The following is a 25,980-nucleotide window of genomic DNA, read 5'->3' as shown; positions in this document are numbered from 1 at the left end:
GTTTTCATCTATTACCTTTCTTTACATAAGCACTCACTAAATTCAAATGCATCTATAACAGCAAAAACCTCATTGCTTTTTATATGCGTTTGAAAATAACTATGATTACTGTAGAACTGATAGCCACTTTTTATTATTTTTTTCGACCACCACTGTTTGATATTTTTTTCAATTCTATTTTTACTGCGTAAATCGTGCATTGAATCTAATGCAACCACTTTCTCTTTTTGTGTATTCATACTCAATTGATGGCTATAACAAGAATATTCTCCAAATACAGACTCACTGTTATACCATGGGGAAAGAGCGGTTCTCGCATGCTCAGGCCCATAAGGAAATTTTTTAATTTCTCTTAAGTGATTGACATACAATAAAACATTGTCCGGCTTATAGTCACTCTTTTGAATCGCAAGAGCCACTGCATGTGCAGCGACAATATGCTCATGATGTGGATCAATTTCAGGATCCGTGACTAAAATAGTGCTTGGTTTGATTTGCTCTATCAAACTCACTAGATCGTCAATAAGTGCTTGGCCTGTATTAATAAAATTTTTGTCATTTGGGAGATTTATATGATTAAACGAGCGTTCTTTTTGTGAGTTCAACTGGCCGATGACTGTATCTAATTTCACTTCATGAGGCGTTTCATATAAACATGTTTGGGTAATATTATAATAACCTAGGTAAGAAATATGATTATAGTCAACCCCCGCTAATAATGGCGTTGTTCTGCTATTCCATGCTCGTATTTTAGCTTTCCGCTCCACTGCATCACACATATCGCTATCAAGATCTTTAATATACTGTTGACTCAATTTCTGTACATTTTGCCCTGCGTTGATAGTGGTGATCCACACTTGTTCCGCAAAATCTTGATATAAACCGTAGGCGGCTAATTCAGCATCATCTGCATGCGGCGCTACAATGAGGATTGGTCCGGCGCTTAAATTAGGTTTCTTAAATGCCAACAGTGTTGCAGTTTCTGATAATGAACAGTTATCACAAAATAATGTCTTCTCAGATACATTAGAAATATTCTGGCTATTTTCACTGGTTAAATTTAAATAGCGAATGCCTTGCTGATTAGGCTCGAAATATTGGCTATTTTCAATACTAATTTGTGCTTCGTTATCGGTAACGGCAATTCGTCCTTGCTTTTTTTTATGCTGTGCACAATATGAAAATTCTAGCAGCCAAGTATAGTCCGTCACGTTTAAAGCTTGGAAATGCTCCTGCTGCGAAGCGATATTCAGTTTATACTGACACTTAGACGATGATTCTAATGAGATGGTGATATCATATTGCTCATCTGCTTTTAATGCATATTGATAATCTATCTGTTCCATTTTCATTATTTTGCCTTTACTGAATTAATTGCGCTTAATGTTCGACTTATGGCACCCGTATTAGCTTTAATGACATTTAGTGCTTGCTGCCCCTTATCATATCGACCTCCGGGATTAGAAAATAGCGAGATGAGTTGCTCTGCTAATTGATTGGCATTTACACACACCGTTGTGGCTTCGGCTTGTAATAATTGTTGAGTAATCTCTTTAAAATTATAATAACTCGGTCCGGTAATTGATGGGATCCCCAGCGCCGCAGGTTCGAGTAAATTATGCCCCCCAACCTTATCACCGAGTAAACTGCCCCCCATAAAACACACATGGCTAGCAGCTAGTAGTAATAACATTTCACCCATCGTATCGGCCAGATAAACTTGAGTATTGCCGACCAATTCACTTTGTGTACTTCTACGAGAAAAATAAAAGTTTCGAGCTTCTATAAGATCAGCCACCTGATTAAAACGTTCTGGATGACGAGGAACCAAGATCAAGATAGCATTAGGAAACGAGGAAAGGAGTTGTTGATGAGCTTCTAATACTTGCTCATCTTCTCCTTGATGTGTGCTAGCAGCAATCCAAATGAGGGGCTGATGATCGTGCTTTGAGCCTTTCGTCACTTGAAGTTGGTTACGTAAATAAGCGGCTTGTGTTTTTATTTCGTTCTCGATATGAATATCAAATTTTATAGAACCAGAAATTACCACTTTCTCTTCAAGTACCCCTAAACGAATAAAGCGCTCCGCATCCTCTTTATACTGACAAATCACTTTATCTAGAGAGGAAGACAATAGATTAAAAACTGATTGAAATTTGGCATAGCGCCTAGCTGAGCGTTCAGACAAACGTGCATTCATCACGATAATTTCAATATCATTCTCATGCACAGTAGCAAGAGTGTTTGGCCATAATTCCGTTTCCATTATGATCATTTTTTGCGGTTGAACTGCTTTAATAAATCGCTTAACCGCACCAGAAAAATCTAATGGCATGAATCGATGCTCCACTAAGCCTTTTAATTTTTCTGCTTGTTGGGCCCCTGTGGCTGTAGTGGTCGTTAATACAATAATTTGTTGTGGGTTTTGTTGCTTTAGCACTCTGATAAAAGGGGTAGCACCGATAACTTCACCAACTGATACAGTATGGATCCATATACTTTTTTCCCCTAGTGGTAAATTTAGTGGTGGAGTGAATCCAAAGTGTTCTTTCCAGCGAGGGCCAAAAGTAGGTTTCCCCTCTTTCTTTTTATATAAGCTATATAGGAAAAAGGGGGATAATAATATAAGTAATACTGTATAGATAAACCGGATCATGGCGCTACTTTCCTACAAGTTACTGACTTAAAAGCACTAAAGTTTACAGTATGAACTCCTGCCTATACTGCTTTACAATAAATTCTTGGTCAAAGTTAATTAACGCCTTATCAATATCATCCTTTAGCGGTTTATTCGGACTTGGTTCTAATGCTAAGTGTATTTTTTCTGCCAATGATGATGCATTTTGCTCTGCGAGAAATTGAATAAGCTTGCCTTGCATAATATCGCGAACGCCACCAGGACAGTCTGTTGATACCACTTTAACCCCACATGCTAATGCTTCAATCAATACCATTCCTAAGCCCTCGGACTTTGAGCTAAGTACAAACAAATCGGCTTGCTTATACCAAGGAAATGGATTGCTTTGTGCTCCTTTAAAAAAGACATATTGAGTTAACCCAAGTTCTGCAACTTTCTTTTCAAGCTGCTCACGATCTTTTCCTTCGCCAACGATCACCAAATCTTGCTCTAAGCCAAAGTGATGGCGCGCATAGTGATAGGCTTGAATTAGCAAGCTGATATTCTTTAGTGGTACGAGTCTTCCTAAACTCAAAATATAAGGTCTTGGGGGGAATAATTCGGCTTTAATTGGCTGCAAGGCATCTTGTCTTATCATTTGATAATCATTTGGATTACTGATTTTTACCACTTTGTTACAATGGATTTGATGCTCTTTAGTTAAGTCTAAAAAGCTAGCCTTAGACCCTTCAGATACACACACTACATTTCTATTTTCATAGAGTGATGAAAAAATCCATTTAGATAAACCCGCATATAAGTTTTTGTTTTGTACACTTTCACACACAAAGACAAAACGTTTATCTCTCATTGGCCAAATTTGCCCAAATGTGCCTTGCCCTCTAAAGATAATCAAATCAAAACGGCCGTCTTTTTTCTCTAGCTGTCGTAATTTATATCGAAAAGCAATCGCCTGAGCATAAGCAAAAAAGTGAGGAAAGGTTTTACGAAATAAGACATTCAAAAGCTTACACATTACAAACCATAACGCACCAATGCCCGTCATTAACACCCATTTTTTCAAATCAAAAAGATGGAGGCTAACGGCTTCATTTCTTGGTTGAATCTGTTTCTTCCTGTCTTTTAAATACATTAAGTGGCTATCATGCCCTGAGTGAGCAAAAGCATCAGCAAGATTAACTGCAACTCTTTCCATTCCACCTAGCTTTAAACAACTGACAACCACGGCTACTTTCATCAATCCCTCACAAAAATATATTTTTAATACGTAATTATTTTTACGATAGAAAATTCATCAATCTCAGGATGAATCTTCTATAGATGTAATTAGCTTTAACTAAACCTTTAATTTGTTCAAGGTCTGTATAATCAGCATCTCGCCATTCCGTTTTATGTTGATACTTTTTATACAAATGAAACCCAGAACTAGTACATGATTGCATCCAGGCTTTTCTTCTACCGCAAAAATGATATACACACGCCGTTTTTTTTAATTTTTTAATTTCAAGCTCTGTATATGGTATTAAATTAATTTGATACCGTCTTTTTTTCGAAAGTATATTTCTATACATAGGCATATAATTATAAAAAGGTGATAGATATTTAACATCATTAAATAACATTCCATTTAGTATATCTTGATCTTGATAAACCAATAAAGAAGAATATTTACCAAGATAATCAATAACCTTACCTTCAAAGTTCAGCCGCCTTAACCTATCCAAATCTAAAATTAACACCCCCGCATTAAAATAAAAAAAATCGCCATCAACACCAATACATCTTAAATGCTCTTTATTATTCAATGAAACTTCAGGTTCAATTACAGCTGCAATTGATTTCCCCTCAAGACTAACATCCCACATTTTTGAAATATCATCATTAATAATAATATCAACATCAAAATAAACAACTTTTTTATGACTCGGTAATAATGATGGCAACTTAAGACGAAAATATGTTGCTAATGATATATGTTCTATCGTTAATGGATAACCATCAAACATATTTACATCAATTTGCACAAATTTAATACCTATATTATTACGCTCTAATTTTTGTATTTTACCTCTATTTTCTTTTGATATTCCGGCATCAAACACAAAAATATCTAAGCGCTTACTCATTGAATAGTTATCAATAAGTGACGCTATAGATACAGCCAAGTGACGAGAATAATTATCATCGCAAGCATAAGTTACTGTTATACACTCTTTCATTTTACTTCCTAAACCGGCTAATTTGCTCTAACGCTTGCTGCAAATATTGATAATTAGGCTTGCCTTGCTTGGGGTGATTGGTTGTATCCATAAATTGAGACTGCCCTGTCGCCCCCACTTCTAAAATGGAATCATGAGTAATAACACCGTATCCACTGTAACTAGAAGCCAATAACCAAGGGCGATTTTGTTGTTTCCCGAGCAAATCAATACCGGTCGAGTAATCTGTTATTGGGCTTTCTATTCCAAGGTAATTTTTAGCTATTGTTGGAGCTACATCTTCATGGCTACTAAAACTATTCCCCCAACCTTTAACAAAGTTTTTAGGTACTTTAGGGCCAACTAAAACAAATGGAACATGAGTTTGAGCTGGGGTGAAATTACCATTATGCCCCCAATAATTAAGCTTATTATCGTTGAGTTCTTGAGCGTGATCTCCGGTAATCACCACTAATGTGTTATCCAATTCTCCTGCTATTTTTAGTTTATCTAATACTTGCTTAGCCAAACTATCAACGAAGTGCACACTTGTTTTATAGCGGTTCATTAGCGGAGTGGGATCGGTATTATTATTTAAATCTAAATAGTTTAACGTTTTCAGCATTGGTTGATATTGATGAGGGTAATCTTCAGGGAAGTCATAACCATGTGGCGCATCATAAAATAAGAACGAAAATGTTGGTTTGGATTTATCTCGCTTATCGTACCATTGTGACCAATCTTTAGTTAAATCAATATCACGCGCCGAAGGTGTTGCTCCTTTGGAGCCAATTCGGATATTTTTCAGGTTAGCAAATACGGTTTGATCAAACTCTGGCGCGGTTAATTTCGCAGAGGTAAAGAGACCAATCTGATAATCTAACTGTTGCAAACGATCCATAAATACCGGCGCTTTATGATTTGCTAAAAAACCATGCCAATACGTTCCAGGAATACCGTAAAATAACCCAAAAATCCCCGTTCGAGTCGCATTACCAGTTGATATATGATTATAGAAACGCTCACCTTGTTGAGAAAACTGCCACAAATTAGGTGCATTATCAGCGTTGAAGGTATCGGCTCGCCAAGAATCCACCACTAGGAACATAATATTCACTGGTTTATCTACTGGCTTCACTTGTAAAGGTGACAGTGGATAATTCAAATCACTATTACCTTTCAATGCCATCGATTTTTGACGTTCAACCGCCTTTTCATCAATCCAGCCATGCTTTCTCATAAAGCTATTCGCCGTTGCTGGCTGAAATAAAGGCAAATACTGTTTTACAATATTAACAGGTTGATATGCATAAGCAGATGCCCAAATATGAATACCATTAGTCAGTAGGATAGTAACAACCGTAATCCATGTAAATTTATGTCCTAATCGTTTTTTAGTTAAACTTGGTTGTAATTCCATACTGCGCACTAACCAGTACTGAAATAATATTAATGCCACTACACCAATAATCGTCATTAGCCAGGTGATCAACGGGAAATCGACTACATCTCCAGAGAAAACGAGCTCCACCACCACTGCATTGATATGAAAACGATACTGTGCAAACACAAAAGTATCAATAATGAGGGCACCAAGGGCTATTGATGTAATGATGGCAATAGCGCTGCGTCTAGCCATTGTCGGCAAATAAAGCAAAGGGAGCGTTATAACACCAATGACCGCTGCTAGTAGCGTCATTTGGCTCCACGTTCCCGCCACAATAAAGCTCGCGCTCAAACTATCTTGTGGGAAAGCAGGGAGATATAGGAAGTATCGAATAGCGATAAGCATTGCTATCAAGGAGTTAACTAAGATAACCCAACCATGGCTATGAAGCTTTTGTTTGAATGTTAATCTAGGTGGTTGAAAATTCACGTAAAAACCTGCTTATTCTGTCGTTTAGTCGGTGTAACCCGATAAAAATGCTTGCCAATCCGAAGTTTGCTTCCAATGGATTTGACGCTTTTTTAGCTCTTTCTGAAAAGAACGTAATAACCTATCAATGTTACCTTGTTTCCAATTTTTTTGATTGTTGTTTTTTTCAATGTGGCACTTATCAAAATCAATAATCCAGACCATATTTTGTTGATCGATCAAAATATTATGTATATTTAGATCGGTATGGTTAACATTCGCTTGGTGCAATTTTTTCACTTCCTGACCAATTTTTTCATACATCGTTGAGTCGATTGCATTTATTTGCAATAATCCAACTAAATCTTGTGCTTGAGGGATTTTTTGAGTCAATATATCCGCTTGATAACACAACCCTTTTCTCACCGATCGCGCCGCAATCGGTTGGGGAACATTGACTCGTTGCACAATTAAATATTCAAGTAGGATGAATTCTTGATAGCTTCTGGTTTTATCCCACCCAGAAAACCAATAAGAGTCATTGATTAGCTTACCAAATAATCCACCTCGACGATAATGCCTAAGCGCGGCGGGTAAAGTTTCAGTTTGTACAAACCAAGTGGTACCTCGCCCTTGTGCCGAACCTAATATTTTACCTTGCTGTTGCCAGTATTCAGGGTCACAACACAATTTCACTGAGTCAGAGATCAATGTTTCGTTATACCAAATAATTTGATTATGTGATTTCAATGTATTCATGTGGATAAGAATACAGGGAAAAAAGCTTAGATGGTAGCATTTGCCGCTGACACCTAAGTTCATTCAGTGTCACACTTTACATTCTTTGCCTTTAAGCCACACACCCCATATAATCTGTATATTATTTTTTAAGCCTAAATATACTTATGCCTCTTTTTACCAAAGCACCAAACTCTATCTGCATCCTACGCTTATCTGCAATTGGTGATGTATGTAACACGATCGCAGCGGTACAGTGCATTCAGCGCCAATGGCCTAGCACTAAGATAACTTGGATAACGGGTAAACTTGAAGCACAGTTAATCAATGATCTTCCAAATATTGATGTTATTATTTTTGATAAAAAAGATGGCATTAAAGGTTATTTTTCATTATGGAAAAAGCTTAAAGGACAAAATTTTGATGCTTTACTTCATATGCAATATGCCTTGCGGGCGAGCATTGCCACACTAGGTATAAAAGCAAAATACAAATTAGGTTTCGATGCTAAGCGTAGTCAGGATTTTCAAACTTGGTTTACTAATGTAAAAGTACCATCACCAGAAGCTCCACATGTTTTAGATGGGTTACTGGCTTTTGCTAGCACACTCGGTGTGATTGATATTACCCCTACTTGGTCAATCCCTTATTCTGAAGACGATAATCGATGGGTTCTGCAACATCTTAGCAATCAAAATAACGAATCTAAAAACTTACTTATTGTACCCGCAGCAAGCAAAGCTTATAAAAACTGGACGGTAGAAGGTTATGCTGCAGTGATCCAACATGCTCAACAATTAGGTTGGAATATTATTTTAGCGGGCAGCCCTGCACAAATTGAAATTGATTTAGCCTACAAAATACAATCAAAGGCACCATCAGTAACCAACTTAGTCGGAAAGAGTACGATAAAAAAAATGCTTGCTTTGATTGATAAAGCCGATCTAGTCATTGCGCCCGATACCGGACCAACTCATATGGCAAATGCGATGAATATACCTGTGATAGGTTTGTACGCTCACCATAACCCAGAAAGAACTGGGCCTTATTTGTATCGACAATATGTTGTTTCTTCCTATAAAGAAGCCATTGCAAAGGAGCATGATATCACTATTGATAACTTGCCTTGGCGAACCCGAGTTAAAGACGAAAATGCGATGACGTTAATATCTAGCAAGCATGTTATCTCAATGTTTGATAAAGTAGTCAGCACCTTGAATTAGTGTCATAAATTCAAATATCACAACAATTTAATAGGCTTAACATATGATCACAGGCGTTGTTATTACCCTTAATGAATCAAAAAATATCAGAGAATGCATTGAATCTCTTCAACAAGTTTGTTCTGAAATCATTATTGTTGACTCAGAAAGTGCCGATAACACAGTACAATTAGCGCAAGATCTCGGTGCCAAGGTCATTCAACAACCATATTTAGGGGATGGCATTCAAAAAAATGTTGGTTTAGATTATGCCAGCAATGATTGGATCCTTAGCTTAGATGCTGATGAGCGATTAACTCCAGAGGCAGTTGATACTATTCAATCACTTAACTTAGAAAACACTGAGCATGATGCTTTTGCTCTACGTCGACGCAACTATATTGGTAACCGTTGGATCAAGCAATGTGGTTGGTACCCAGATTTTTGCATTCGCTTATACAATAAAAATAAAACTCGTTTTGCTGCCGTAAAGCAACACGCAGCGGTTAAAGCTAACAACCCTGAACGTTTAGATGCAGATATTATTCATTATTCATTTGAAGATCTTGGCCAATTATTTGCCAAGCCTGGTCGCAATTTTAGCAGTCGCGCGGCTAAAATCATGTATCAAAAAGGCAAACGAGCGAACGCCTGGTCTCCTTTTACTCATGGTCTAAATGCCTTTGTTAGAAAGTACTTTTTTCAAAAGGGTTTTTTAGGTGGTGTAGATGGTATGACGGTTGCGTTGAGTTCAGCCATTAATAGTTATCTAAAATATGCCAAACTACTCGAACTGCAAAGAGATCCAACAGTACTAGAAAAAACTGATTTTAATAAAATTTGGTAGACTCTCACGATAACAAAAAGGCTATTACAATTATATGAACATTTGCCACGTCAACCTTGCTTCCGGATTTAGTGGTGGTGAGCGCCAAACTTTACAACTAATAAAACAACAAGTTAGTGAGGGATATCAACTCACCGTTGTGATGAATCCAAAAAGTGAACTGGTCGATGAAGTAAAGAAGTTGGGTTGTCGTATTATTCTCGCGACCCATTTTACCAAATCACACAGTAAAACAATTACTCAAGATTGCGTGGCTATTCACGTACATGAAGGGCGAGCGATTTACTGGGCGCTAATACAACACTTGCTACATGATGTACCTTATATCGTTACCCGTCGCATTGATAACCCAATGAAGAATAAGTGGCTATCCAAACTGGCTTACCGTAAAGCATCTGCACTCATTGGATTAAGCGGGGAAATCGTCTCTAAATTATCTGAATTTAATGATATTAATAAAATATATAAAATCCCAAGTTCACCCGTATCCTATTCTTATGAGCAAAATAATGTAGATGATATTTTAAACCGTTATCGTGGCAAGTTTATCGTGATCCATGCGGCCAATATGCTGAAACACAAAGGTTTTGATGTGACGGTCGCGGCAGCAAAAGCACTCGGAGTACAAAATCCAAGGGTTCAATTTTTGCTGCTCGGAGATGGCCCAGAAAGAGAAAAGTTGGAACAAGAAGCCACAGGTTTAACCAATATTCAATTTATGGGTAAACAGCGCGATATGGGAACTTGGTTTGCAGCAGCAGACTTACTTATCCATCCTTCTTATTCTGAAGGTTTAGGTTCAGTTATCCTTGAAGCAATAGGTGCAGGTTTACCTGTGATTGGTGCAAATGCAGGCGGAATACCGGATATTATTGAGCATGAGAAATCTGGACTATTATGTGAAGCGGGTAACTATCAACAATTGGCTCATTTTATCGACCAATTAGAAAATGATAATGTTTTGTATAAACAATTACAGCAAGGCGGAAAAGAAAAACTTAAGCAATTTGATATTTCTTATACTTCATCTCTATACAAAGGGGTATACTCTCATTTAATAAAAGTTAACATTTAGGTTTTTATCAGTGATAGATAAAAAAAACAACCTTATAAAAGAACAAATAAATATAGCTGTTTTTGTTCCTAATCGAGCGTTTTTTGGAAACATTACAACACAACTTCCATTTCTGTGTGCGCTAAAAAAAGAACATCCCAATTCAATCATTGATGTATGGTCCAAAAACGAAAAAAGCAAACTATTAATTAGCAGCGGCGGTGCTGACAACTTAATATTATATAAAAACATTTCATTTTTAAAGTTAACTAAAAACCTTCGAAGTAATAGATATTATTATATATTTAACTTGTATCCTGCATCTGAAAGAGTCCATTGGGCAATAAAGCTATCGGGCACCATGAATACATTCAGTTTTATTTCATCTAAACTGCATTCATTATGTTACAAATATACATTAATCGAAAAAAAAAATAGCCAGTATATTGCCTGTCGTTTTTTGAAATTGATAAATTATTTTTATGGCACAAACTACTCTTCTGTGATTATTTCATCTTTAAGCTCGCAACCAGAAATGATAATTAACCAACGTGCCAGTTTAACAATCATTCCTGGTGGTGGTGCTGGTTCATATAAACGATGGGACATAAAAAAATATTGTCGTGTTGCATTAGAATTAATAGAAAAAAACAATTTTAATGAACCTATCCAATTTATCCTAGGCCCTGAAGAGCAGCACTTCCAGGATGTTATAGTAGAAAAATTAAAATCCATCTCAAATAAAGTCTATATTATTAACTCACCATCCATACCAGAATTGATTGATATAGCTAAAACATCTCGTTTAACCATCGCTAATGATTGTGGGCCAACTCATATTTTTCAAATGCTGGAGTCACCTTTAATTATGATTTGGGGATGGCACGATAATGGCGCTTCACCGTATCCCACATTGCAAGAATGGTTTAATTCGACTGAAAACAGTTGGTCTATATTCCCTAACGAAAAAACAAAAAACATTCAATCAATAACTGTCGATAAAGTTTTATCTCTAGCTCGCATTCAATTATCAAGAAATGATGAAATGATGAAATGATGAAATATTAAAATTATCAAAGATAATAACTTATTGCATCAGATGGTGGCATTCAAAACATATTATTATAAAAAGGTATTAATGAAGTTCTAACCCCAACTCTTATCGATGGGGTTGGAGTTAAAAATGATGACTTTAAATATAAACTAAGGTTACATATTTAATACTTATCTCGATATAAAACCCGAAAACAGACAAATATAATACTAAAAAAAGTAGCATCGTTTAATGATAATTAAAGATAAACTAAACCTTATAAAACCCACGATACCAATCAACGAACGCTTGCACACCCTCTTTAACCTTAACCTGTGGCTTGTAATTAATAGCTTTGAACAAGTCATCAGTATCAGCGTAAGTGGCATACACATCACCCGGTTGCATTGGCATAAAGTTCTTTTTCGCTTCGATGCCTAAAGACTCTTCTAGCGCTTCAATGTAATCCATTAGTTTTACTGGGCTACCATGGCCAATGTTGTACACTTTATAAGGTGCAGAACTGGTGGCTGGCGATCCCGCTTCTACTGTCCAATCGGGTGTCGGTTGTGGGATAACATCTTGAATTCGCATAACACCTTCAACAATATCATCAACGTAAGTAAAATCACGCTGCATATCACCATTGTTGTAAACGTCGATTTCTTTGCCTTCAATGATCGCTTTGGTAAATTTAAATAATGCCATATCAGGGCGGCCCCAAGGACCATATACAGTAAAGAATCGAAGTCCTGTAGTGGGTACGCCATACAAGTGTGCGTAAGTATGTGCCATTAATTCATTTGATTTCTTAGTCGCCGCATAAAGCGAAATTGGGTGATCAACCGTATCACTGGTATTAAATGGCATTTTTTGATTCAAGCCGTAAACAGAACTTGAAGACGCATACACCAAGTGCTCAATTTTATGGTGACGACAACCTTCTAGTACGGTTAAAAAACCCACCAAGTTGCTGTCTGCATAGCTCATTGGGTTATCAATTGAATAACGTACACCCGCTTGACCGGCAAAGTGGATCACTCGTTGAAATTTCTGTTGTTCAAACAGATTCGCCATCCCATCACGATCGGCTAAATCAAGTTGGATAAATTGATAGTTTTGATGGGTTGCTCGCTCAATACGGGCTTGCTTTAATGAAACATCGTAATAGTCGTTTAAATTATCAATACCAATAACTTGATGACCTTGTGCACATAAGCGTTCAACAACTGAACTGCCGATAAAACCAGCAGCACCTGTGATTAAGTATTTCATTAGTAACCTCATATAAAAATGTGAACAACAATCAATTCTAACCTTTTCATTTCAGTATATAATACTTTAACCTTACATGTAGAATAGCGATATAAATTAAAACTAAGGTTCAGTGAAACTAATCATGACTAAACTCACCACTCAAGCGATTTATCCTGGCACTTTTGATCCTATCACTAATGGCCATTTTGAACTCATCAAACGTAGTGCTCGTCTGTTTGATCGTGTGATTGTCGCGGTGGCAGAAAGTCCAAGTAAAAATACCATGTTCGATCTGCAAGAGCGGGTTGATATGGTCACCGAAGTGATAAAAGGATTAGATAACGTAACAGCAATTGGATTTTCTGGCTTGTTAGTCGATTTTGCTAAACAACAGAAAACCGACATTCTTATCCGTGGCTTGCGTACAACCATTGACTATGAATATGAATTTGGCTTAACCAGCATGTATAAAAAGCTGATGCCAGAACTGGAAAGCGTGTTCTTAACCCCAACCGAAGAGTTTGCCTTTTTATCTTCAACCATTGTGCGTGAAGTGGCAATCCATGGCGGCGATGTGACCCAGTTTTTGCATCCGTATGTGGTAGGAAAGGTCAAAGCGAAAGTGTAAAAGGTAGATTAAATACGGCTCCGAGTCGCTTAAAATAACAGCTAAGACGCTGCGTTCGGGATCTGAAAATCTAACCAATAGATCGAATCTACGAAGGCGTAATGCTCCGCTTTTCTAACTTTTCACCTGACAACTCTCACAATAAAAGCTATTCCTTTGCCCTATTTTCTCATCCTGAATCAAGTTTGAACAGACAGGGCAAGGTTTACCTGCTTTACCATACACTTGTAGCTCTTGAGCAAAATAACCTGGCTTACCATCCACTTGGTTGAAATCTTTTAACGTCGTGCCGCCTTGGTTGATCGCGCGCTCTAGCACGATTTTGATTTCGGCCACCAGCAGGGTGATTTGTTTTAATGTCAGTTGATTGGCTGGCGTTTTAGGGTGAATTTTAGCGCTAAACAAGGATTCACTTGCGTAAATATTTCCTACCCCAACTACAATCTTGTTATCCATAATAAATTGCTTGGTCACCACTTTCTTATTGCGCGATTTGGCAAATAAATACTCAGGATTAAACTCATCAGTTAAAGGCTCAGGGCCAAGATGCGCCATGACGGCATGCTCTGTGCCTTGCTCACACCATAACCAAGCACCAAAACGCCTTGGATCGTGATAACGTAACACTTTGCCATTGGTGAGGACTAAATCGACATGATCGTGCTTATTGGGCTCAATAAAACCATCCAATATCCGCAGATTTCCCGACATGCCTAAATGGATAATCGCACAACCTTGTTTCGTTTCGATCACCAAATATTTGGCGCGACGGGAAATCGCTACAATGGTTTGGCCTTGCAAGCGTTGGATTTCTTCTGGTACTGGCCAGCGTAATTTGGGTTGTCTAACGTGGATCTTATCAATGGTCTGCCCAAGCAGATGAGGTGTGATCCCCATACGACTGACTTCGACTTCCGGTAGTTCTGGCATAAATATCCTTATACAGGCAAAGCTGGGAGTGCTTCGCTCGGGTTTTGAGAATCTAGTTTCGAGAGCCGAGAAAACATCCCACAGCTTAAGACCCAACACGCTTTAACAGAGCCCTGATGTCACCTTCGACTCCTCGGGATGACGGTTTTTATTGCTGTCATTCCGGAAGCGAGGAACGAGCTATCCGGAATCTCGCTCTTAGTTTATAGGCAAAATAAAAAGCGAGATCCTGTATCTTGTTCGCTTCGACTCCTCGGGATGACAGCGTATTTTATTACTTCTTCGCTTTGGCAAATGCCGCGGCAAATGCGCCTCCCATAGCGGCGTTTTCTACTGGTGCCGATGAACGATTTTTAGCTTGATGTTGATTTCTTGCAGGCTGGTTACGAGCGGCTTGATTACCAGCAGATTGATTACGAGAGTCGGGCTTAGCACTGCGTTGGCTGTTTTGCTCACCTGGCTCATCGGTTAAGCGCATGGTGAGGGCAATACGTTTGCGCTGGATATCCACTTCCATCACTTTCACTTTCACAATATCACCGGCTTTAACCACTTCGCGCGGATCGGCAACATAACGGTCGGTTAAAGCGGAAATGTGCACTAAACCATCTTGGTGTACGCCAATATCAACAAAGGCACCAAAGTTGGCAACGTTCGAGACCACACCTTCCAAAATCATCCCAATCTCGAGATCTTTAACTTCGGTTATACCCGCAGCAAAAGTGGCAGTTTTAAACTCTGGGCGAGGATCTCGTCCTGGCTTATCTAACTCTTTAATAATATCGGTCACGGTAGGCAGACCAAAATGCTCATCGGTGTAGTCACTGGCGTGCAAGTTACGCAAGAAGTCACTGTCGCCCATGATTTTCTTCGCCGTTTTACCGTTTTTCTCGGCAATGGCTTTCACCAAAGGATAAGCTTCAGGATGAACCGAAGACGCATCTAATGGGTTTTTACCGTTCATAATGCGCAAGAAACCCGCGCACTGTTCAAACGCTTTTGGCCCTAAACGTGGGACTTTTTTCAGTGTGGTACGCGCTTCAAATCGACCTTGCTCATCACGGTAATCGACAATATTTTGCGCCATAGTAGTAGATAGCCCTGCTACCCGAGTCAGCAATGCCGCCGAGGCCATATTAACGTCCACTCCCACCGCATTAACACAATCTTCCACCACCGCATCTAACCGCTTTGCCAGCATGCTTTGACTCACATCATGTTGATATTGACCCACACCAATCGCTTTAGGATCTATCTTCACCAGCTCTGCTAATGGATCTTGCAGGCGACGTGCAATTGATACTGCGCCACGGATCGACACATCCATATTCGGGAATTCTTTAGCTGCTAACTCAGAGGCCGAATACACCGACGCCCCCGCTTCACTAACAATGATTTTCTGCACGCTTAAGTTGCCGCGTTTAATAATATCGGCCACAAAGGTATCGGTTTCACGCGAGGCGGTACCATTACCAATCGCAATTAAATCCACGTTGTGTTGCTTGATTAATTGTTCAACTACGCGCGCGGATTGCTCAATTTTATTATGCGGCTGATGCGGATAAATGGTGTCGGTAGCCAGTACTTTACCGGTGGCATCAACCACCGCAATTTTGGAACCGGTGCGTAAACCAGGATCTAAACCTAGCGTGGCACGAGGACCAGCCGGCGCTGCCATCAATAAATCTTTTAAGTTGGTGGCAAAGACTTCAATCGCATCAATTTCGCCGCGCTCTTTCATTGCGCCCATCAATTCGGTTTCAAGATGCATCGAAATTTTGATGCGCCATGCCCAACTGATCACTTGTTTACGCCACATATCCGCCGGAGCTTGATTAAAGTGCACTCGGTAATGATCCGCAATAATGGTTTCACAATATGATCCGCGAACGCTTTCTTCTTGCGCGGGATCGGCATTGATACTTAACTGCAAGAAACCTTCATTTCGACCGCGTAACATCGCCAAAGCGCGGTGAGATGGCACCCGGCTAATGCGTTCATTGTGCTCGAAATAATCTTTAAACTTCTCACCTTCACGCTCTTTTCCCGTCACCACACGCGATTGCAGCTCTGCATTTTTTTGTAAGTAAGCACGCACTTTCTCGAGTAAATTGGCATCTTCCGCCATTCGTTCCATAATGATCGCACGCGCACCATCCAATGCGGTTTTGGTATCAGCAATGGAATCTTTAACATACTTTGCCGCTTCCACTTCTGGCTCAAATTGCGGGTTATTCCACAGTGAGTCGGCGAGCGGTTCAAGCCCAGCTTCAATCGCAATTTGACCTTTAGTCCGACGCTTAGGTTTATAAGGTAAATATAAGTCTTCAAGGCGTGTTTTACTGTCTGTGGCAAGGATTTCTCGCTCAAGCTCTGGAGTCAGTTTATCTTGTTCACGAATCGATTTGAGAATGGTTTGACGGCGATCGTCCAACTCGCGCAAGTAGCTTAAACGGCTATCGAGATTACGCAGTTGAGTGTCATCCAAGCCGCCGGTCACTTCTTTACGGTAACGAGCAATAAATGGCACCGTATTGCCATCGTCAATTAAAGTCACCGTTGCGGTCACTTGTTCTAGTCGAACATTCAACTCTTGGGCGATAATTTTACAAATTTGATTCGATTGGCTCATGGTCTCTCTTCTTTGGAATTAGTTTTACTTTTTATGGGCATAGACATGGGCATTATACCCTAAGTAATTGGAGTTTCAGTGAGGCGGCAAGTAAACGAGGCCCCATGAGCCTAGCTGGCCTAAGTGATTGGGGTGAGTGAACGTAGCCAACAAAGCTGTAACTTCAAGTAAGACGGGTATGTATTGATTCTGCAAGCTAATCTTGGTAGGAGCAAGTGATTAATCCCTGTGGTTGCACAAATTCACTCAATCATGACGGATTTTATAACCCAGCATTGCTTATCCGGTTAAAAAACGATAATTTCAAACTCCCTATAGGTTAAGCGGTTGCTTTGGTGGCTTCGCTTGGCCCTTAACTATGAAACCAGTTGGATACGCGAGTGAAAACCAAACTGATCACCCGTGAGGGTTACGATAAACTAAAAGCCGAACACGACCATTTGTGGCATAAGCAGCGTCCTGAAGTGACTAAAATAGTGACTTGGGCGGCCAGTTTAGGCGACCGTAGTGAGAATGCCGATTATCAATACAACAAGCGTTTATTGCGCCAAATCGATCGTCGAGTACGGTTTTTACGCAAGTTTCTACCTGAAGTGACCGTGGTCGATTACTCCCCACAACAAGAAGGAAAAGTGTTCTTTGGCGCTTGGGTAGAGATCGAAAATGAAGTGGGAGAAATCAAGCAATTTAAAATCGTCGGGCCAGAAGAGATCTATGGCGATGCGAAAAACTATATTTCAATTGATTCGCCGATGGCGCGTGCGTTACTCAAAAAAGAAGTCGATGACGAAGTGGTGGTAAAAACCCCAGAAGGTGAAAAAGAGTGGTGTGTTAACGCTATTCGTTACCAACAATAGAGCACTAAAACCCCAAAAGACAAGAGATCCTCATATTACTTTAAGGATCCCTTTCAGTCTTTTCCGTTTTTAATTGCCTTTAATCACGATTATTTGGCAAAGTTCACGATAGGGAAGCATGGGAAGAAACCGTTTTCAGCGCAGTTGATCAAGCCAATTTGCACCCCTTCAATTTTCTTCGTCATATTAAAAATGCCAACTTGAACCGTTGAAGCATCAGAAATACTCGCCGCGCCGACATCCACCATCGTGTTGCCTTCAGAATAGTTAACAAAAGAAACGTTAGCGCCTCTCACATTATTAGTAATGTTAACAAGGCTTAAGTTTGCTCCTAAATCGTCACCATCATGAATGTTAAATAAACCAAATGATGCACCAGTCATGCTGTTTGTGACTCGGTTACCACCAAAGAATAAGCCAATATTTACTCCAACCGTATCCTTGGTTTGCGACATACCAAGAATAGAAACATCCAAACCCGTAACTTTGTCAACTTGACCATGAAGCGCACTCACTCGAACGCCTTTAACTTCATTTTTAGCCGGAGCATTAAAGTGTTTAATACTAGAAAACATAACAGGTGTAGTATCAGCATGAGCACCCGTCACGGCAAATACACTGGTCAAAACTGCAGTTAACATTAACTTTTTCATTGATAGGTCCTTATGAGATCAATTTTCGATTCATTAATAACGAATCGCTTAACAGATGTAACAAAATAGGTTAATAATGATAAACAATAGCAAATGAACATCGTGCAATCATGATCTATATCACATAAAATACAAACTTAAGTTTATATCTGCATGACCCCCATCCTCGTTAGTTGAGTCAAAAACTCGATATTTTGAGGTTAACAATGAATAAAATAGATAAAATCAAAGAATATCCGTTACATTTGCTTTATATTAAAATTTCGATTCTATTTTATTCTTTGCTCATGTTTTGTCATGATGACAAGATGTTTCGGAAAGCCTTCAATAATGCGAGAAAATAAGATGCAAGATAACTATAAGATTTTAGTGGTCGATGACGACGCACGTTTACGTTCATTATTAGAGCGCTACCTAACCGAGCAAGGTTTTCAAGTACGTAGTGTGGCCAATGCCGAGCAAATGGATCGCTTGTTAACTCGCGAAAACTTCCACTTGATGGTGCTCGATTTAATGCTACCAGGCGAGGATGGTCTTTCTATTTGTCGTCGCCTGCGCCATGACAACAACCAACTGCCGATTGTGATGTTAACCGCTAAAGGCGATGAGATTGATCGTATTGTTGGGCTAGAAGTGGGCGCCGATGATTACCTACCAAAACCATTTAACCCACGCGAATTACTGGCTCGTTTACGCGCGGTTCTACGTCGTCAATCGGTTGAAGCCCCAGGCGCGCCAAGCTCAGATGAAGAAATTGTCACTTTTGGTGAATTCACTTTAAACCTAGGGACGCGTGAAATGTTTCGCGCAGAAGAGCCAATGCCACTGACCTCTGGTGAGTTTGCGGTACTTAAGATTTTGGTGACTCACTCTCGTACCCCAATGTCCCGAGATAAACTGATGAATATGGCACGCGGTCGTGAATATTCCGCAATGGAACGTTCGATTGATGTTCAAATCTCACGTTTGCGTCGTATGCTTGAAGAAGATCCAAGTCACCCTCGTTATATTCAAACTGTCTGGGGATTAGGCTATGTCTTCGTTCCTGATGGTAAAAAGGTATAGCCGCTAGTCTAATATGCTTTTTTCGTGGCTCGATATAATTAAATATCGAGCCACATTCCTTTTATCTCGGTAATGTTTCGACGTTGTAGCCACCTCGTTCAATTTCAGCGCCACCTTTCACTCAACGTCATAACAGCATGATATTTTTCAAGATACTCGTACAACATTGCCCAATTTTTCGGAATATTTCTCATGCTTCGCTTACGCAGCTCTCGTACTAAAACCGTTTTCTTCTTGGTGTTCTTATTGATCGCCAGCCAAGTGCTTTCTTACCTGATCATGTTTAATTACGCCTTGCTGCCAAGCTTAAAGCAGTTCAATCGAATTTTATCGCACGAAGTAAAACTTATGCTCGATGAAGATAAAATTCAGCAAAGCGACGATCGTGATCATCCATTACGCCGAGAATTGCTCTCCGAATTGGGAGTGTCAATTTATGCAGATAATTCAATTGAAGCGAACGAATTTAAGTATGCCGCTCCGATTGATTTCCTCAGCAAGGACATGACCAAACAAGTTGATTCCCCAACCGAAGCTAGATTGGTTTTAGGGGGAAAAAACTATGTGTTGTGGCTTAAAATAGACGCGCTTCCTAATAAACTGGTTCGTATTCCATTAACCGAGCTACAAGAGAAAGACTTTGCACCCTTATTTCGTAATAGTTTATTGATCGCCTTACTGCTTATTGCCGGTATGTGGTTCTTTATGCGATTGCAAAATAGGCCATTAGTAGCGCTAGAAAAAGCCGCTATCACGGTTGGCCATGGCGATATTCCAGCCCCACTACCAGAGCGCGGCGCATCAGAAATTTTAGCGGTAACCAAAGCCTTTAATCAAATGTCGAGAGGCATTAAAGCATTAGAAGAGGATCGCGCCTTGTTAATGTCGGGCATTAGTCACGATCTGCGCACACCGCTGACTCGAATTCGTCTAGCGACCGAAATGATGTCGCCGCAAGACGATTATTTAGCCGAGAGCATGATCAAAGATACCGAAGAGTGTAATGACATTATTAGTCAATTTATGGACTATTTAAAACCGGCCGAATTAGCCAATCATAACGATGTCGATATTAATCAAATTGTTACCGAGGTAGTCAATGCTGAGCGTGATAAGCACGGGGTGGATTTTGAATTAACCACTGGTGATGATTTGCGCCATGCTTTAGGAGAAGCAATTGCGCTAAAACGTGTGGTGTCGAATTTGATCGTCAATGCGATTCGCTATGGTAATGGCTGGATCAAGGTGTCGACTGGGATCACCGCCGACAATAAATTAGTTTGGGTGTGTGTTGAAGATAATGGCCCTGGGATTGATAAGCAGCAGCTTGATTCGTTATTTGAACCGTTTACCCGTGGTGATGCGGCGCGTGGCAGTAGTGAAGGAGCAGGTCTGGGGCTTGCGATCATTAAACGGATTGTTAGCCAGCACCAAGGATTAATTTTAGTCACTAACCGTAGTGAAGGTGGGTTAAAAGTTCAGATCAGCATTCCAGTGTATAAGAAAAAACGCGGATAAGAAAAGAGAAAAATTGAAAGCAAGATCGCGGACTTTCCTTTATCTCTTCTGAGGTGTCAGTGTTTTTATAATGTTGATATCACACTAAATATTCGTCATTCCATACGCGAGTAGAGCGAGCAGATAGGGAATCTCGCTTTACTCTTTACCAATCATTATTTGAGTCTCAACGCGCGGCATGAGATCCCTAATGTCGCCTTCGGCTCCTCGGGATGACCGTTTTTATATCGCATAAAAAACCCAGCCTACCGAAAATAGTCTGGGTTTTAATATTTTAAAGCGTTTAAGTTAATTACCTGATTAAGCCTGCTCATCACTGCGCGGCAAAATAATACTCAGTAATATCGCGGTGATACCACCCGCAGCCACGCCAGAGGAGAAGATGCTTTTTATAAAGTCAGGCATAAATTGCAAGATCTCAGGCTTTTGCGCGATCCCAAGTCCCATTGAAAATGATAACGCCATGATTAAAATCGCGCGACGATCAAGATCGACCCGAGAAATGATCCGCACTCCAGCGGCAGCAATGGTGCCAAACATCACAATGGTTGCACCGCCTAACACCGGCTCAGGGATCAACTGAACAAAGTTTGCCACTCCAGGAAACAGACCTAATAAAATCAACATCGCTGCAATAAAGTACCCCACATAGCGACTTGCCACGCCAGTTAACATGATTATGCCGTTATTTTGGCTAAAGGTTGAATTGGGAAAGCTATTAAACAAAGCCGCAATAGCCGAATTTAAACCATCCGCTAATACCCCCCCTTTAATACGCTTGAGATACACTGGCCCCTCAACCGGTTCACCCGACACTTCTGAAGTAGCGGTAATATCACCAATCGCCTCTAGTGCGGTGATCAAGAAGATCAACACCAATGGAATAAACAAAGACCAATCAAAGCCTAAGCCAAATTGCATCGGGATCGGCAAAGCGATCAATTTATGTTCGGTCGGAATAGAGAGATCTAACATTCCCATAAAGTACGCCACAATGCAGCCAACAAACATCGCGATCACTATCGATGCAACTCGTAAATAGGGATTTTTTGAACGGTTAAGTAACACAATCAAGCCCAACACCACACCGGCTAACGCGAGATTATCTAGACTACCGAACGTGTTACCTGCCATCGCTTCATAGCCACCACCAATCGAGACCAAACCAATTTGGATCAGCGTAAGACCAATTAAGGTCACTACGATCCCTGACACCAATGGAGTAATAATTTTTTGCGCATACTGCAAAATGCGAGATAAAAAGATTTCTGCGCTCGACGCGACCAAAATAGTGCCAAAGATAGCCGCCATCATAGTATCAATTGACGCGCCACCCGCTTTTAATGACAAGCCCGCGCCAATAATCGGACCGAGAAAGTTAAAACTGGTGCCTTGGATCGAGAGCAAACCCGAGCCAATCGGACCTATGGTTCTTATTTGAATAAAAGAACAAATCCCGGAAGCAAACAAAGACATACTAATGATGGTATTGGTTTGTTCGCTCGGTACACCTAAAGATTGGCAAATAATAAGGGATGGTGTAATTACGGCGACAAACATAGCCAACAGGTGCTGCATTGCGGCAAAAATAGTTTGTGGTAAAGGTGGCCGCTCATTGAGTTGATACACAAGCTCAGTTGGGCGCGGTGTGTTTGGCGTAGTCATGTTCATCCTTAACAGTACGATATATACCCGTCTTACTTGACTTAAATGTCAGTAATTTTGTGGCTATTATAGGAATCGCATACCAAAAAGCAATCGTTTGCTAAATTGTGGGGTTTTTAATTTAAACACAAAAAACCCAGCCTACCGAAATAGTCTGGGTTTTAATATTTTCAAGAGTTTAAATCAATTACTTGATTTTAGCTTCTTTGTACATAACGTGTTGGCGAACGACTGGATCAAATTTCTTGATCTCAAATTTGCCTGGCATGTTACGTTTGTTTTTATCAGTTGTGTAGAAGTGACCAGTTCCAGCAGATGATACTAGACGGATTTTCTCACGAATGCCTTTAGCCATTGTTCAATTCCTCTTATACGTTCTCGCCACGAGCACGGATATCAACAAGAACAGCTTCGATGCCTTTCTTATCAATAATACGCATGCCTTTAGCAGTTAGACGTAGTTTAACAAAGCGTTTTTCGCCTTCTACCCAGAAACGGTGAGTTTGTAGGTTCGGCAGAAAACGACGCTTGGTAGCATTTCGTGCGTGTGAACGGTTGTTACCCGTTACAGGACGCTTACCAGTTACTTGGCATACTCGGGACATGAATGTCTTCTCCAAATCGTTTCAGCTCTATATCACCTTGGGGCAAAAACCGCTATGGAAAAAACCATACCAAGGCTATCAAAGGTCGCGCATTATACTAACTTGACGTGCATTGCTCAAGACCTGTACCGATCCTTTTCAGGAAAAACGCGATCTTTTTTTGAGCAGTGCAGTTTTGATGCTTATTAATTAAGAACAAAGAGCTGAATCAGGTTCTAAAAATTAGTGGCGGGATTGTAGCAGATTTTCGAGCTCTCGCAAGGGAAAAGAAACGCTAATTTTAATTCGATTCCTAATCTGAACAAAGAGACCACTTCAGACTCTAGATCCACCCTCTTTCAGCAAACGACACCACCTCGCCATCACCAACAACAAAATGGTCTAAAATCCGAATATCCACCAATGCAAGGGCGTCCACCAAGCGGCGAGTGATTCGGCGATCGGCGTCACTCGGCTCGGCAATACCAGAAGGATGGTTATGCGCCAGTATTAACGCCGCAGCATTATGTTGCATCGCGCGCTTCACTACTTCGCGTGGGTAGACCGACGCGGCATCAATTGTACCTTCAAACAAAATCTCATCTTCCACTACTCGGTGTTGGTTATCCAAAAAGAGTACATAAAAAGCCTCTCGATGACGATCGCGCAACATGCTACTTAAATATTGCTTGGTATTTTCAGGACTGGTTAGCGCATCGCCTTTTTTCATGGTTTCGGCTAGATATCGCTTGGTCATTTCGACCACCGCCTGCAATTGTGCGAATTTGGCTGGACCTAAGCCTTTATAATCGCAAAATTGTGCTTGGCTAGCCGACAACAGCGCGCGCAATGAGCCGAATTGTTTTAATAGATGATCGGCCAATTCTATCGCATTCATTCCCTGTAAACCGGTGCGCAAAAAAATCGCCAGTAATTCAGCATCGGATAATGCCAACGCACCACGGGCTAACAGCTTTTCACGCGGGCGAGATTCTGGTGGTAATTGTTTTAAGGACATAACAAGCGTCTATAGATAAGGAGGTAATCAAATAAAAGCAGTCAAGTAAGCGAGATTCAAATTCAAACAGTCACATTATTGCTTTAATCTTCGCTTTATCGTCTTAATCTTAGATCTGACGTTAAGCAACATCGCTTACATCAAAAGTGAGAGTGACCGCATACCCAGCAAAGCAGCCTGTAACAGGTTTTTTTATAAATTTGTTGGCTAATTTTCCATGTTTGGCAGTACGTTTTAAGCCAAGCTATGGTAAAGTTGAGCCTGATTTCATTGATGAGAATGGATATGTCACAACTCAACATCACCAGCCCAACGACCTCAAGCGCCATCGCACAAACTCTCGCAGGAAAGAAAATCCTACTTGGGATCAGCGGGGGTATTGCCGCGTATAAATGCGCCGATTTAACACGCCGTTTGATCGAACGTGGCGCGCAAGTACAAGTGGTGATGACCCCCGCAGCCAAAGAATTCATTACCCCTCTCACCATGCAAGCGGTGTCGGGTAAGCCGGTCTCATTAAGTTTATTAGATCCAGCTGCCGAAGCTTCTATGGGACATATAGAATTAGCTAAATGGGCCGATCTGGTATTATTGGCGCCAGCGACGGCGGATTTAATTGCCCGTTTACGCGCTGGTATGGGCAATGATTTACTCTCAACCTTGGTACTTGCCTCAAACGCCCCAATCGCCGTGGCGCCAGCAATGAACCAACAAATGCATGCCAATGTTGCCACTCAAGATAATATCCAAGCATTAAGCCTGCGCGGCATGATGATGTGGGGCCCGGCCGCAGGACAACAAGCCTGTGGCGATGTCGGTTATGGCCGCATGTTAGAGCCGATGCAGTTAGTCGCTTTGTGTGAACAATTCTTTGGCCCGAAACCATTGGCAGGTATTCGCATCGCCATTACCGCAGGGCCAACCCGTGAAGCGATTGATCCGGTACGTTATATATCCAATCACAGCTCAGGAAAAATGGGATTTGCGATTGCCGATACCGCAGCTCAAATGGGCGCTCAAGTAACATTAATTAGTGGCCCAGTGTCATTAGCAACTCCGAAGAATGTTGAACGGATCGATGTTGATAGTGCTCAGTCGATGCACCAAGCGGCAATGCAGCATGCACCCACTCATCAAATCTTTATTAGTTGCGCTGCGGTGGCCGATTATCGCCCGAGCCAAGTGGCAGACCAGAAAATCAAGAAAACCGATGACAGCGATCAAATGACCATTACTATGGTGAAAAATCCCGATATCGTCGCCTCGGTTGCTGCGTTAACGCAAGATCGCCCATTTACGATTGGTTTTGCCGCCGAAACCCAAGATGTCGAACGTTATGCGCGTGGCAAGCTCGACAAAAAGAATCTCGATATGATTTGCGCCAACGATGTGTCGGTGCAAGGTTTAGGCTTTAATAGTGATGATAATGCGCTGCATGTGTATTGGCCTGAAGGCGATCAAGCCCTCGCCATTGCCAATAAGCAGCAACTAGCACAACAATTACTTGGTTTGATCGCCGAGCAATATAAGCATTAAGCTACATTGTAAACTATACCCAAAGCCATTGACCTTGTAGCTGTAAGTAAAGCGGGTATAACCCATTAGCCA

At 40.6% G+C, this 25,980-nt stretch carries 23 protein-coding genes; 9 read left to right on the top strand and 14 right to left on the bottom strand.

Features of this window, described 5'->3' with window-relative positions; translation table 11 throughout:
* Positions 1-11: 11 nt before the first annotated feature.
* The 6 genes from GFB47_RS01270 to GFB47_RS01245 are packed head-to-tail and all read right to left on the bottom strand — an operon-like array spanning position 12 to position 7,450.
* Positions 12-1,352, bottom strand: a complete 1,341-nt coding sequence (locus tag GFB47_RS01270; RefSeq protein ID WP_153445928.1) for a PIG-L deacetylase family protein — start codon at positions 1,350-1,352, stop codon at positions 12-14.
* Positions 1,352-2,656, bottom strand: a complete 1,305-nt coding sequence (gene waaA, locus GFB47_RS01265) for a lipid IV(A) 3-deoxy-D-manno-octulosonic acid transferase (RefSeq protein ID WP_153445926.1) — start codon at positions 2,654-2,656, stop codon at positions 1,352-1,354. Before waaA ends, GFB47_RS01270 begins: the two co-directional genes overlap by 1 nt.
* A gap of 43 nt (positions 2,657-2,699) precedes the next feature.
* On the bottom strand, positions 2,700-3,875 hold the full coding sequence (locus GFB47_RS01260) for a glycosyltransferase (RefSeq protein ID WP_153445924.1): 1,176 nt from the start codon (positions 3,873-3,875) through the stop codon (positions 2,700-2,702).
* Between the two features lie 40 nt (positions 3,876-3,915).
* Entirely contained in the window at positions 3,916-4,857 is a 942-nt protein-coding gene (locus tag GFB47_RS01255) for a glycosyltransferase family 8 protein (protein WP_153445923.1), read from the bottom strand.
* A 1-nt stretch (position 4,858) separates the two neighbouring features.
* Entirely contained in the window at positions 4,859-6,712 is a 1,854-nt protein-coding gene (locus GFB47_RS01250) for a DUF3413 domain-containing protein (RefSeq protein WP_225874275.1), read from the bottom strand.
* A gap of 24 nt (positions 6,713-6,736) precedes the next feature.
* Positions 6,737-7,450 carry a 3-deoxy-D-manno-octulosonic acid kinase gene (locus tag GFB47_RS01245; RefSeq protein WP_153445921.1) on the bottom strand — a complete coding sequence of 238 codons (714 nt, stop codon included), beginning with the start codon at positions 7,448-7,450 and terminating at the stop codon, positions 6,737-6,739.
* Between the two features lie 146 nt (positions 7,451-7,596).
* On the opposite strand from GFB47_RS01245, the gene GFB47_RS01240 reads away from it, so the two are divergent.
* From GFB47_RS01240 to GFB47_RS01225, 4 genes are read left to right on the top strand one after another with little or no spacing between them, the layout of a single operon-like run.
* Positions 7,597-8,652 (top strand): glycosyltransferase family 9 protein, encoded by a 1,056-nt coding sequence (locus GFB47_RS01240; protein ID WP_153445920.1) that lies wholly within the window; start codon positions 7,597-7,599, stop codon positions 8,650-8,652.
* Positions 8,653-8,695: 43 nt separating this feature from the next.
* Entirely contained in the window at positions 8,696-9,478 is a 783-nt protein-coding gene (locus GFB47_RS01235) for a glycosyltransferase family 2 protein (protein WP_153445918.1), read from the top strand.
* 34 nt (positions 9,479-9,512) lie between these two features.
* A complete protein-coding gene (locus GFB47_RS01230) occupies positions 9,513-10,553 on the top strand; it encodes a glycosyltransferase family 4 protein (protein WP_153445916.1) in 1,041 nt (346 codons plus the stop codon).
* 10 nt (positions 10,554-10,563) lie between these two features.
* The gene (locus GFB47_RS01225; RefSeq protein WP_153445914.1) at positions 10,564-11,589 is read left to right on the top strand and encodes a glycosyltransferase family 9 protein; all 1,026 of its coding nucleotides are present in this window, start codon (positions 10,564-10,566) and stop codon (positions 11,587-11,589) included.
* A gap of 246 nt (positions 11,590-11,835) precedes the next feature.
* Here GFB47_RS01225 and GFB47_RS01220 read toward each other — a convergent pair whose 3' ends face one another.
* Positions 11,836-12,840, bottom strand: coding sequence for an NAD-dependent epimerase (locus tag GFB47_RS01220; RefSeq protein ID WP_153445912.1), 1,005 nt, complete (start codon positions 12,838-12,840; stop codon positions 11,836-11,838).
* Positions 12,841-12,964: 124 nt separating this feature from the next.
* Here GFB47_RS01220 and coaD point away from each other — a divergent pair, with 124 nt between their 5' ends.
* Complete coding sequence (gene coaD, locus GFB47_RS01215) at positions 12,965-13,450, top strand: pantetheine-phosphate adenylyltransferase (protein WP_153445910.1); 486 nt, start codon at positions 12,965-12,967, stop codon at positions 13,448-13,450.
* Between the two features lie 114 nt (positions 13,451-13,564).
* On the opposite strand, the gene mutM is transcribed toward coaD, so the two are convergent.
* Both mutM and GFB47_RS01205 read right to left on the bottom strand, forming a co-directional pair.
* Positions 13,565-14,380: a bifunctional DNA-formamidopyrimidine glycosylase/DNA-(apurinic or apyrimidinic site) lyase gene (gene mutM / locus GFB47_RS01210; RefSeq protein WP_153445909.1), complete on the bottom strand. Its 816-nt coding sequence runs from the start codon at positions 14,378-14,380 to the stop codon at positions 13,565-13,567.
* Between the two features lie 274 nt (positions 14,381-14,654).
* Positions 14,655-17,012: a Tex family protein gene (locus GFB47_RS01205; RefSeq protein ID WP_153445907.1), complete on the bottom strand. Its 2,358-nt coding sequence runs from the start codon at positions 17,010-17,012 to the stop codon at positions 14,655-14,657.
* A 380-nt stretch (positions 17,013-17,392) separates the two neighbouring features.
* Here GFB47_RS01205 and greB point away from each other — a divergent pair, with 380 nt between their 5' ends.
* A complete protein-coding gene (gene greB / locus GFB47_RS01200) occupies positions 17,393-17,869 on the top strand; it encodes a transcription elongation factor GreB (RefSeq protein WP_153445905.1) in 477 nt (158 codons plus the stop codon).
* Between the two features lie 89 nt (positions 17,870-17,958).
* Here the strand turns inward: greB and GFB47_RS01195 are convergent, their stop codons facing one another.
* Positions 17,959-18,522: a VC2662 family protein gene (locus GFB47_RS01195; RefSeq protein ID WP_153445903.1), complete on the bottom strand. Its 564-nt coding sequence runs from the start codon at positions 18,520-18,522 to the stop codon at positions 17,959-17,961.
* Positions 18,523-18,852: 330 nt separating this feature from the next.
* On the opposite strand from GFB47_RS01195, the gene ompR reads away from it, so the two are divergent.
* The gene (ompR, locus tag GFB47_RS01190; protein WP_153445901.1) at positions 18,853-19,587 is read left to right on the top strand and encodes an osmolarity response regulator transcription factor OmpR; all 735 of its coding nucleotides are present in this window, start codon (positions 18,853-18,855) and stop codon (positions 19,585-19,587) included.
* Between the two features lie 192 nt (positions 19,588-19,779).
* On the top strand, positions 19,780-21,105 hold the full coding sequence (gene envZ, locus GFB47_RS01185) for a two-component system sensor histidine kinase EnvZ (protein WP_153445898.1): 1,326 nt from the start codon (positions 19,780-19,782) through the stop codon (positions 21,103-21,105).
* A gap of 300 nt (positions 21,106-21,405) precedes the next feature.
* On the opposite strand, the gene GFB47_RS01180 is transcribed toward envZ, so the two are convergent.
* The 4 genes from GFB47_RS01180 to radC form a co-directional block, all read right to left on the bottom strand.
* On the bottom strand, positions 21,406-22,770 hold the full coding sequence (locus GFB47_RS01180; RefSeq protein ID WP_153445896.1) for a uracil-xanthine permease family protein: 1,365 nt from the start codon (positions 22,768-22,770) through the stop codon (positions 21,406-21,408).
* Between the two features lie 187 nt (positions 22,771-22,957).
* Positions 22,958-23,125, bottom strand: a complete 168-nt coding sequence (gene rpmG, locus GFB47_RS01175) for a 50S ribosomal protein L33 (RefSeq protein WP_002535344.1) — start codon at positions 23,123-23,125, stop codon at positions 22,958-22,960.
* A 13-nt stretch (positions 23,126-23,138) separates the two neighbouring features.
* Positions 23,139-23,375: a 50S ribosomal protein L28 gene (gene rpmB, locus GFB47_RS01170; protein WP_102523431.1), complete on the bottom strand. Its 237-nt coding sequence runs from the start codon at positions 23,373-23,375 to the stop codon at positions 23,139-23,141.
* Positions 23,376-23,697: 322 nt separating this feature from the next.
* The gene (gene radC, locus GFB47_RS01165) at positions 23,698-24,372 is read right to left on the bottom strand and encodes a RadC family protein (protein ID WP_153445895.1); all 675 of its coding nucleotides are present in this window, start codon (positions 24,370-24,372) and stop codon (positions 23,698-23,700) included.
* A gap of 285 nt (positions 24,373-24,657) precedes the next feature.
* Here radC and coaBC point away from each other — a divergent pair, with 285 nt between their 5' ends.
* Complete coding sequence (gene coaBC, locus GFB47_RS01160; RefSeq protein ID WP_153445893.1) at positions 24,658-25,908, top strand: bifunctional phosphopantothenoylcysteine decarboxylase/phosphopantothenate--cysteine ligase CoaBC; 1,251 nt, start codon at positions 24,658-24,660, stop codon at positions 25,906-25,908.
* The last annotated feature ends 72 nt before the right edge of the window (positions 25,909-25,980 follow it).

This window comes from Vibrio algicola (assembly GCF_009601765.2).
In the GTDB taxonomy this organism is placed as follows: domain Bacteria; phylum Pseudomonadota; class Gammaproteobacteria; order Enterobacterales; family Vibrionaceae; genus Vibrio; species Vibrio algicola.
The sequence above is the reverse complement of the archived record's forward strand: the minus strand, read 5'-3'. Positions and strand labels throughout refer to the sequence as shown.

Coding starts and splice junctions, on each gene's coding strand:
- GFB47_RS01220 (WP_153445912.1), bottom strand. CDS start 12,840: ATGAAATACTTAATCACAGGTGCTGCTGGTTTTATCGGCAGTTCAGTT.
- GFB47_RS01180 (WP_153445896.1), bottom strand. CDS start 22,770: ATGACTACGCCAAACACACCGCGCCCAACTGAGCTTGTGTATCAACTC.
- GFB47_RS01195 (WP_153445903.1), bottom strand. CDS start 18,522: ATGAAAAAGTTAATGTTAACTGCAGTTTTGACCAGTGTATTTGCCGTG.
- radC (WP_153445895.1), bottom strand. CDS start 24,372: ATGTCCTTAAAACAATTACCACCAGAATCTCGCCCGCGTGAAAAGCTG.
- GFB47_RS01260 (WP_153445924.1), bottom strand. CDS start 3,875: ATGAAAGTAGCCGTGGTTGTCAGTTGTTTAAAGCTAGGTGGAATGGAA.
- GFB47_RS01205 (WP_153445907.1), bottom strand. CDS start 17,012: ATGAGCCAATCGAATCAAATTTGTAAAATTATCGCCCAAGAGTTGAAT.
- GFB47_RS01245 (WP_153445921.1), bottom strand. CDS start 7,450: ATGAATACATTGAAATCACATAATCAAATTATTTGGTATAACGAAACA.
- rpmG (WP_002535344.1), bottom strand. CDS start 23,125: ATGGCTAAAGGCATTCGTGAGAAAATCCGTCTAGTATCATCTGCTGGA.
- GFB47_RS01240 (WP_153445920.1), top strand. CDS start 7,597: ATGCCTCTTTTTACCAAAGCACCAAACTCTATCTGCATCCTACGCTTA.
- coaD (WP_153445910.1), top strand. CDS start 12,965: ATGACTAAACTCACCACTCAAGCGATTTATCCTGGCACTTTTGATCCT.
- GFB47_RS01270 (WP_153445928.1), bottom strand. CDS start 1,352: ATGAAAATGGAACAGATAGATTATCAATATGCATTAAAAGCAGATGAG.
- coaBC (WP_153445893.1), top strand. CDS start 24,658: ATGTCACAACTCAACATCACCAGCCCAACGACCTCAAGCGCCATCGCA.
- waaA (WP_153445926.1), bottom strand. CDS start 2,656: ATGATCCGGTTTATCTATACAGTATTACTTATATTATTATCCCCCTTT.
- GFB47_RS01235 (WP_153445918.1), top strand. CDS start 8,696: ATGATCACAGGCGTTGTTATTACCCTTAATGAATCAAAAAATATCAGA.
- rpmB (WP_102523431.1), bottom strand. CDS start 23,375: ATGTCCCGAGTATGCCAAGTAACTGGTAAGCGTCCTGTAACGGGTAAC.
- mutM (WP_153445909.1), bottom strand. CDS start 14,380: ATGCCAGAACTACCGGAAGTCGAAGTCAGTCGTATGGGGATCACACCT.
- ompR (WP_153445901.1), top strand. CDS start 18,853: ATGCGAGAAAATAAGATGCAAGATAACTATAAGATTTTAGTGGTCGAT.
- GFB47_RS01255 (WP_153445923.1), bottom strand. CDS start 4,857: ATGAAAGAGTGTATAACAGTAACTTATGCTTGCGATGATAATTATTCT.
- envZ (WP_153445898.1), top strand. CDS start 19,780: ATGCTTCGCTTACGCAGCTCTCGTACTAAAACCGTTTTCTTCTTGGTG.
- GFB47_RS01230 (WP_153445916.1), top strand. CDS start 9,513: ATGAACATTTGCCACGTCAACCTTGCTTCCGGATTTAGTGGTGGTGAG.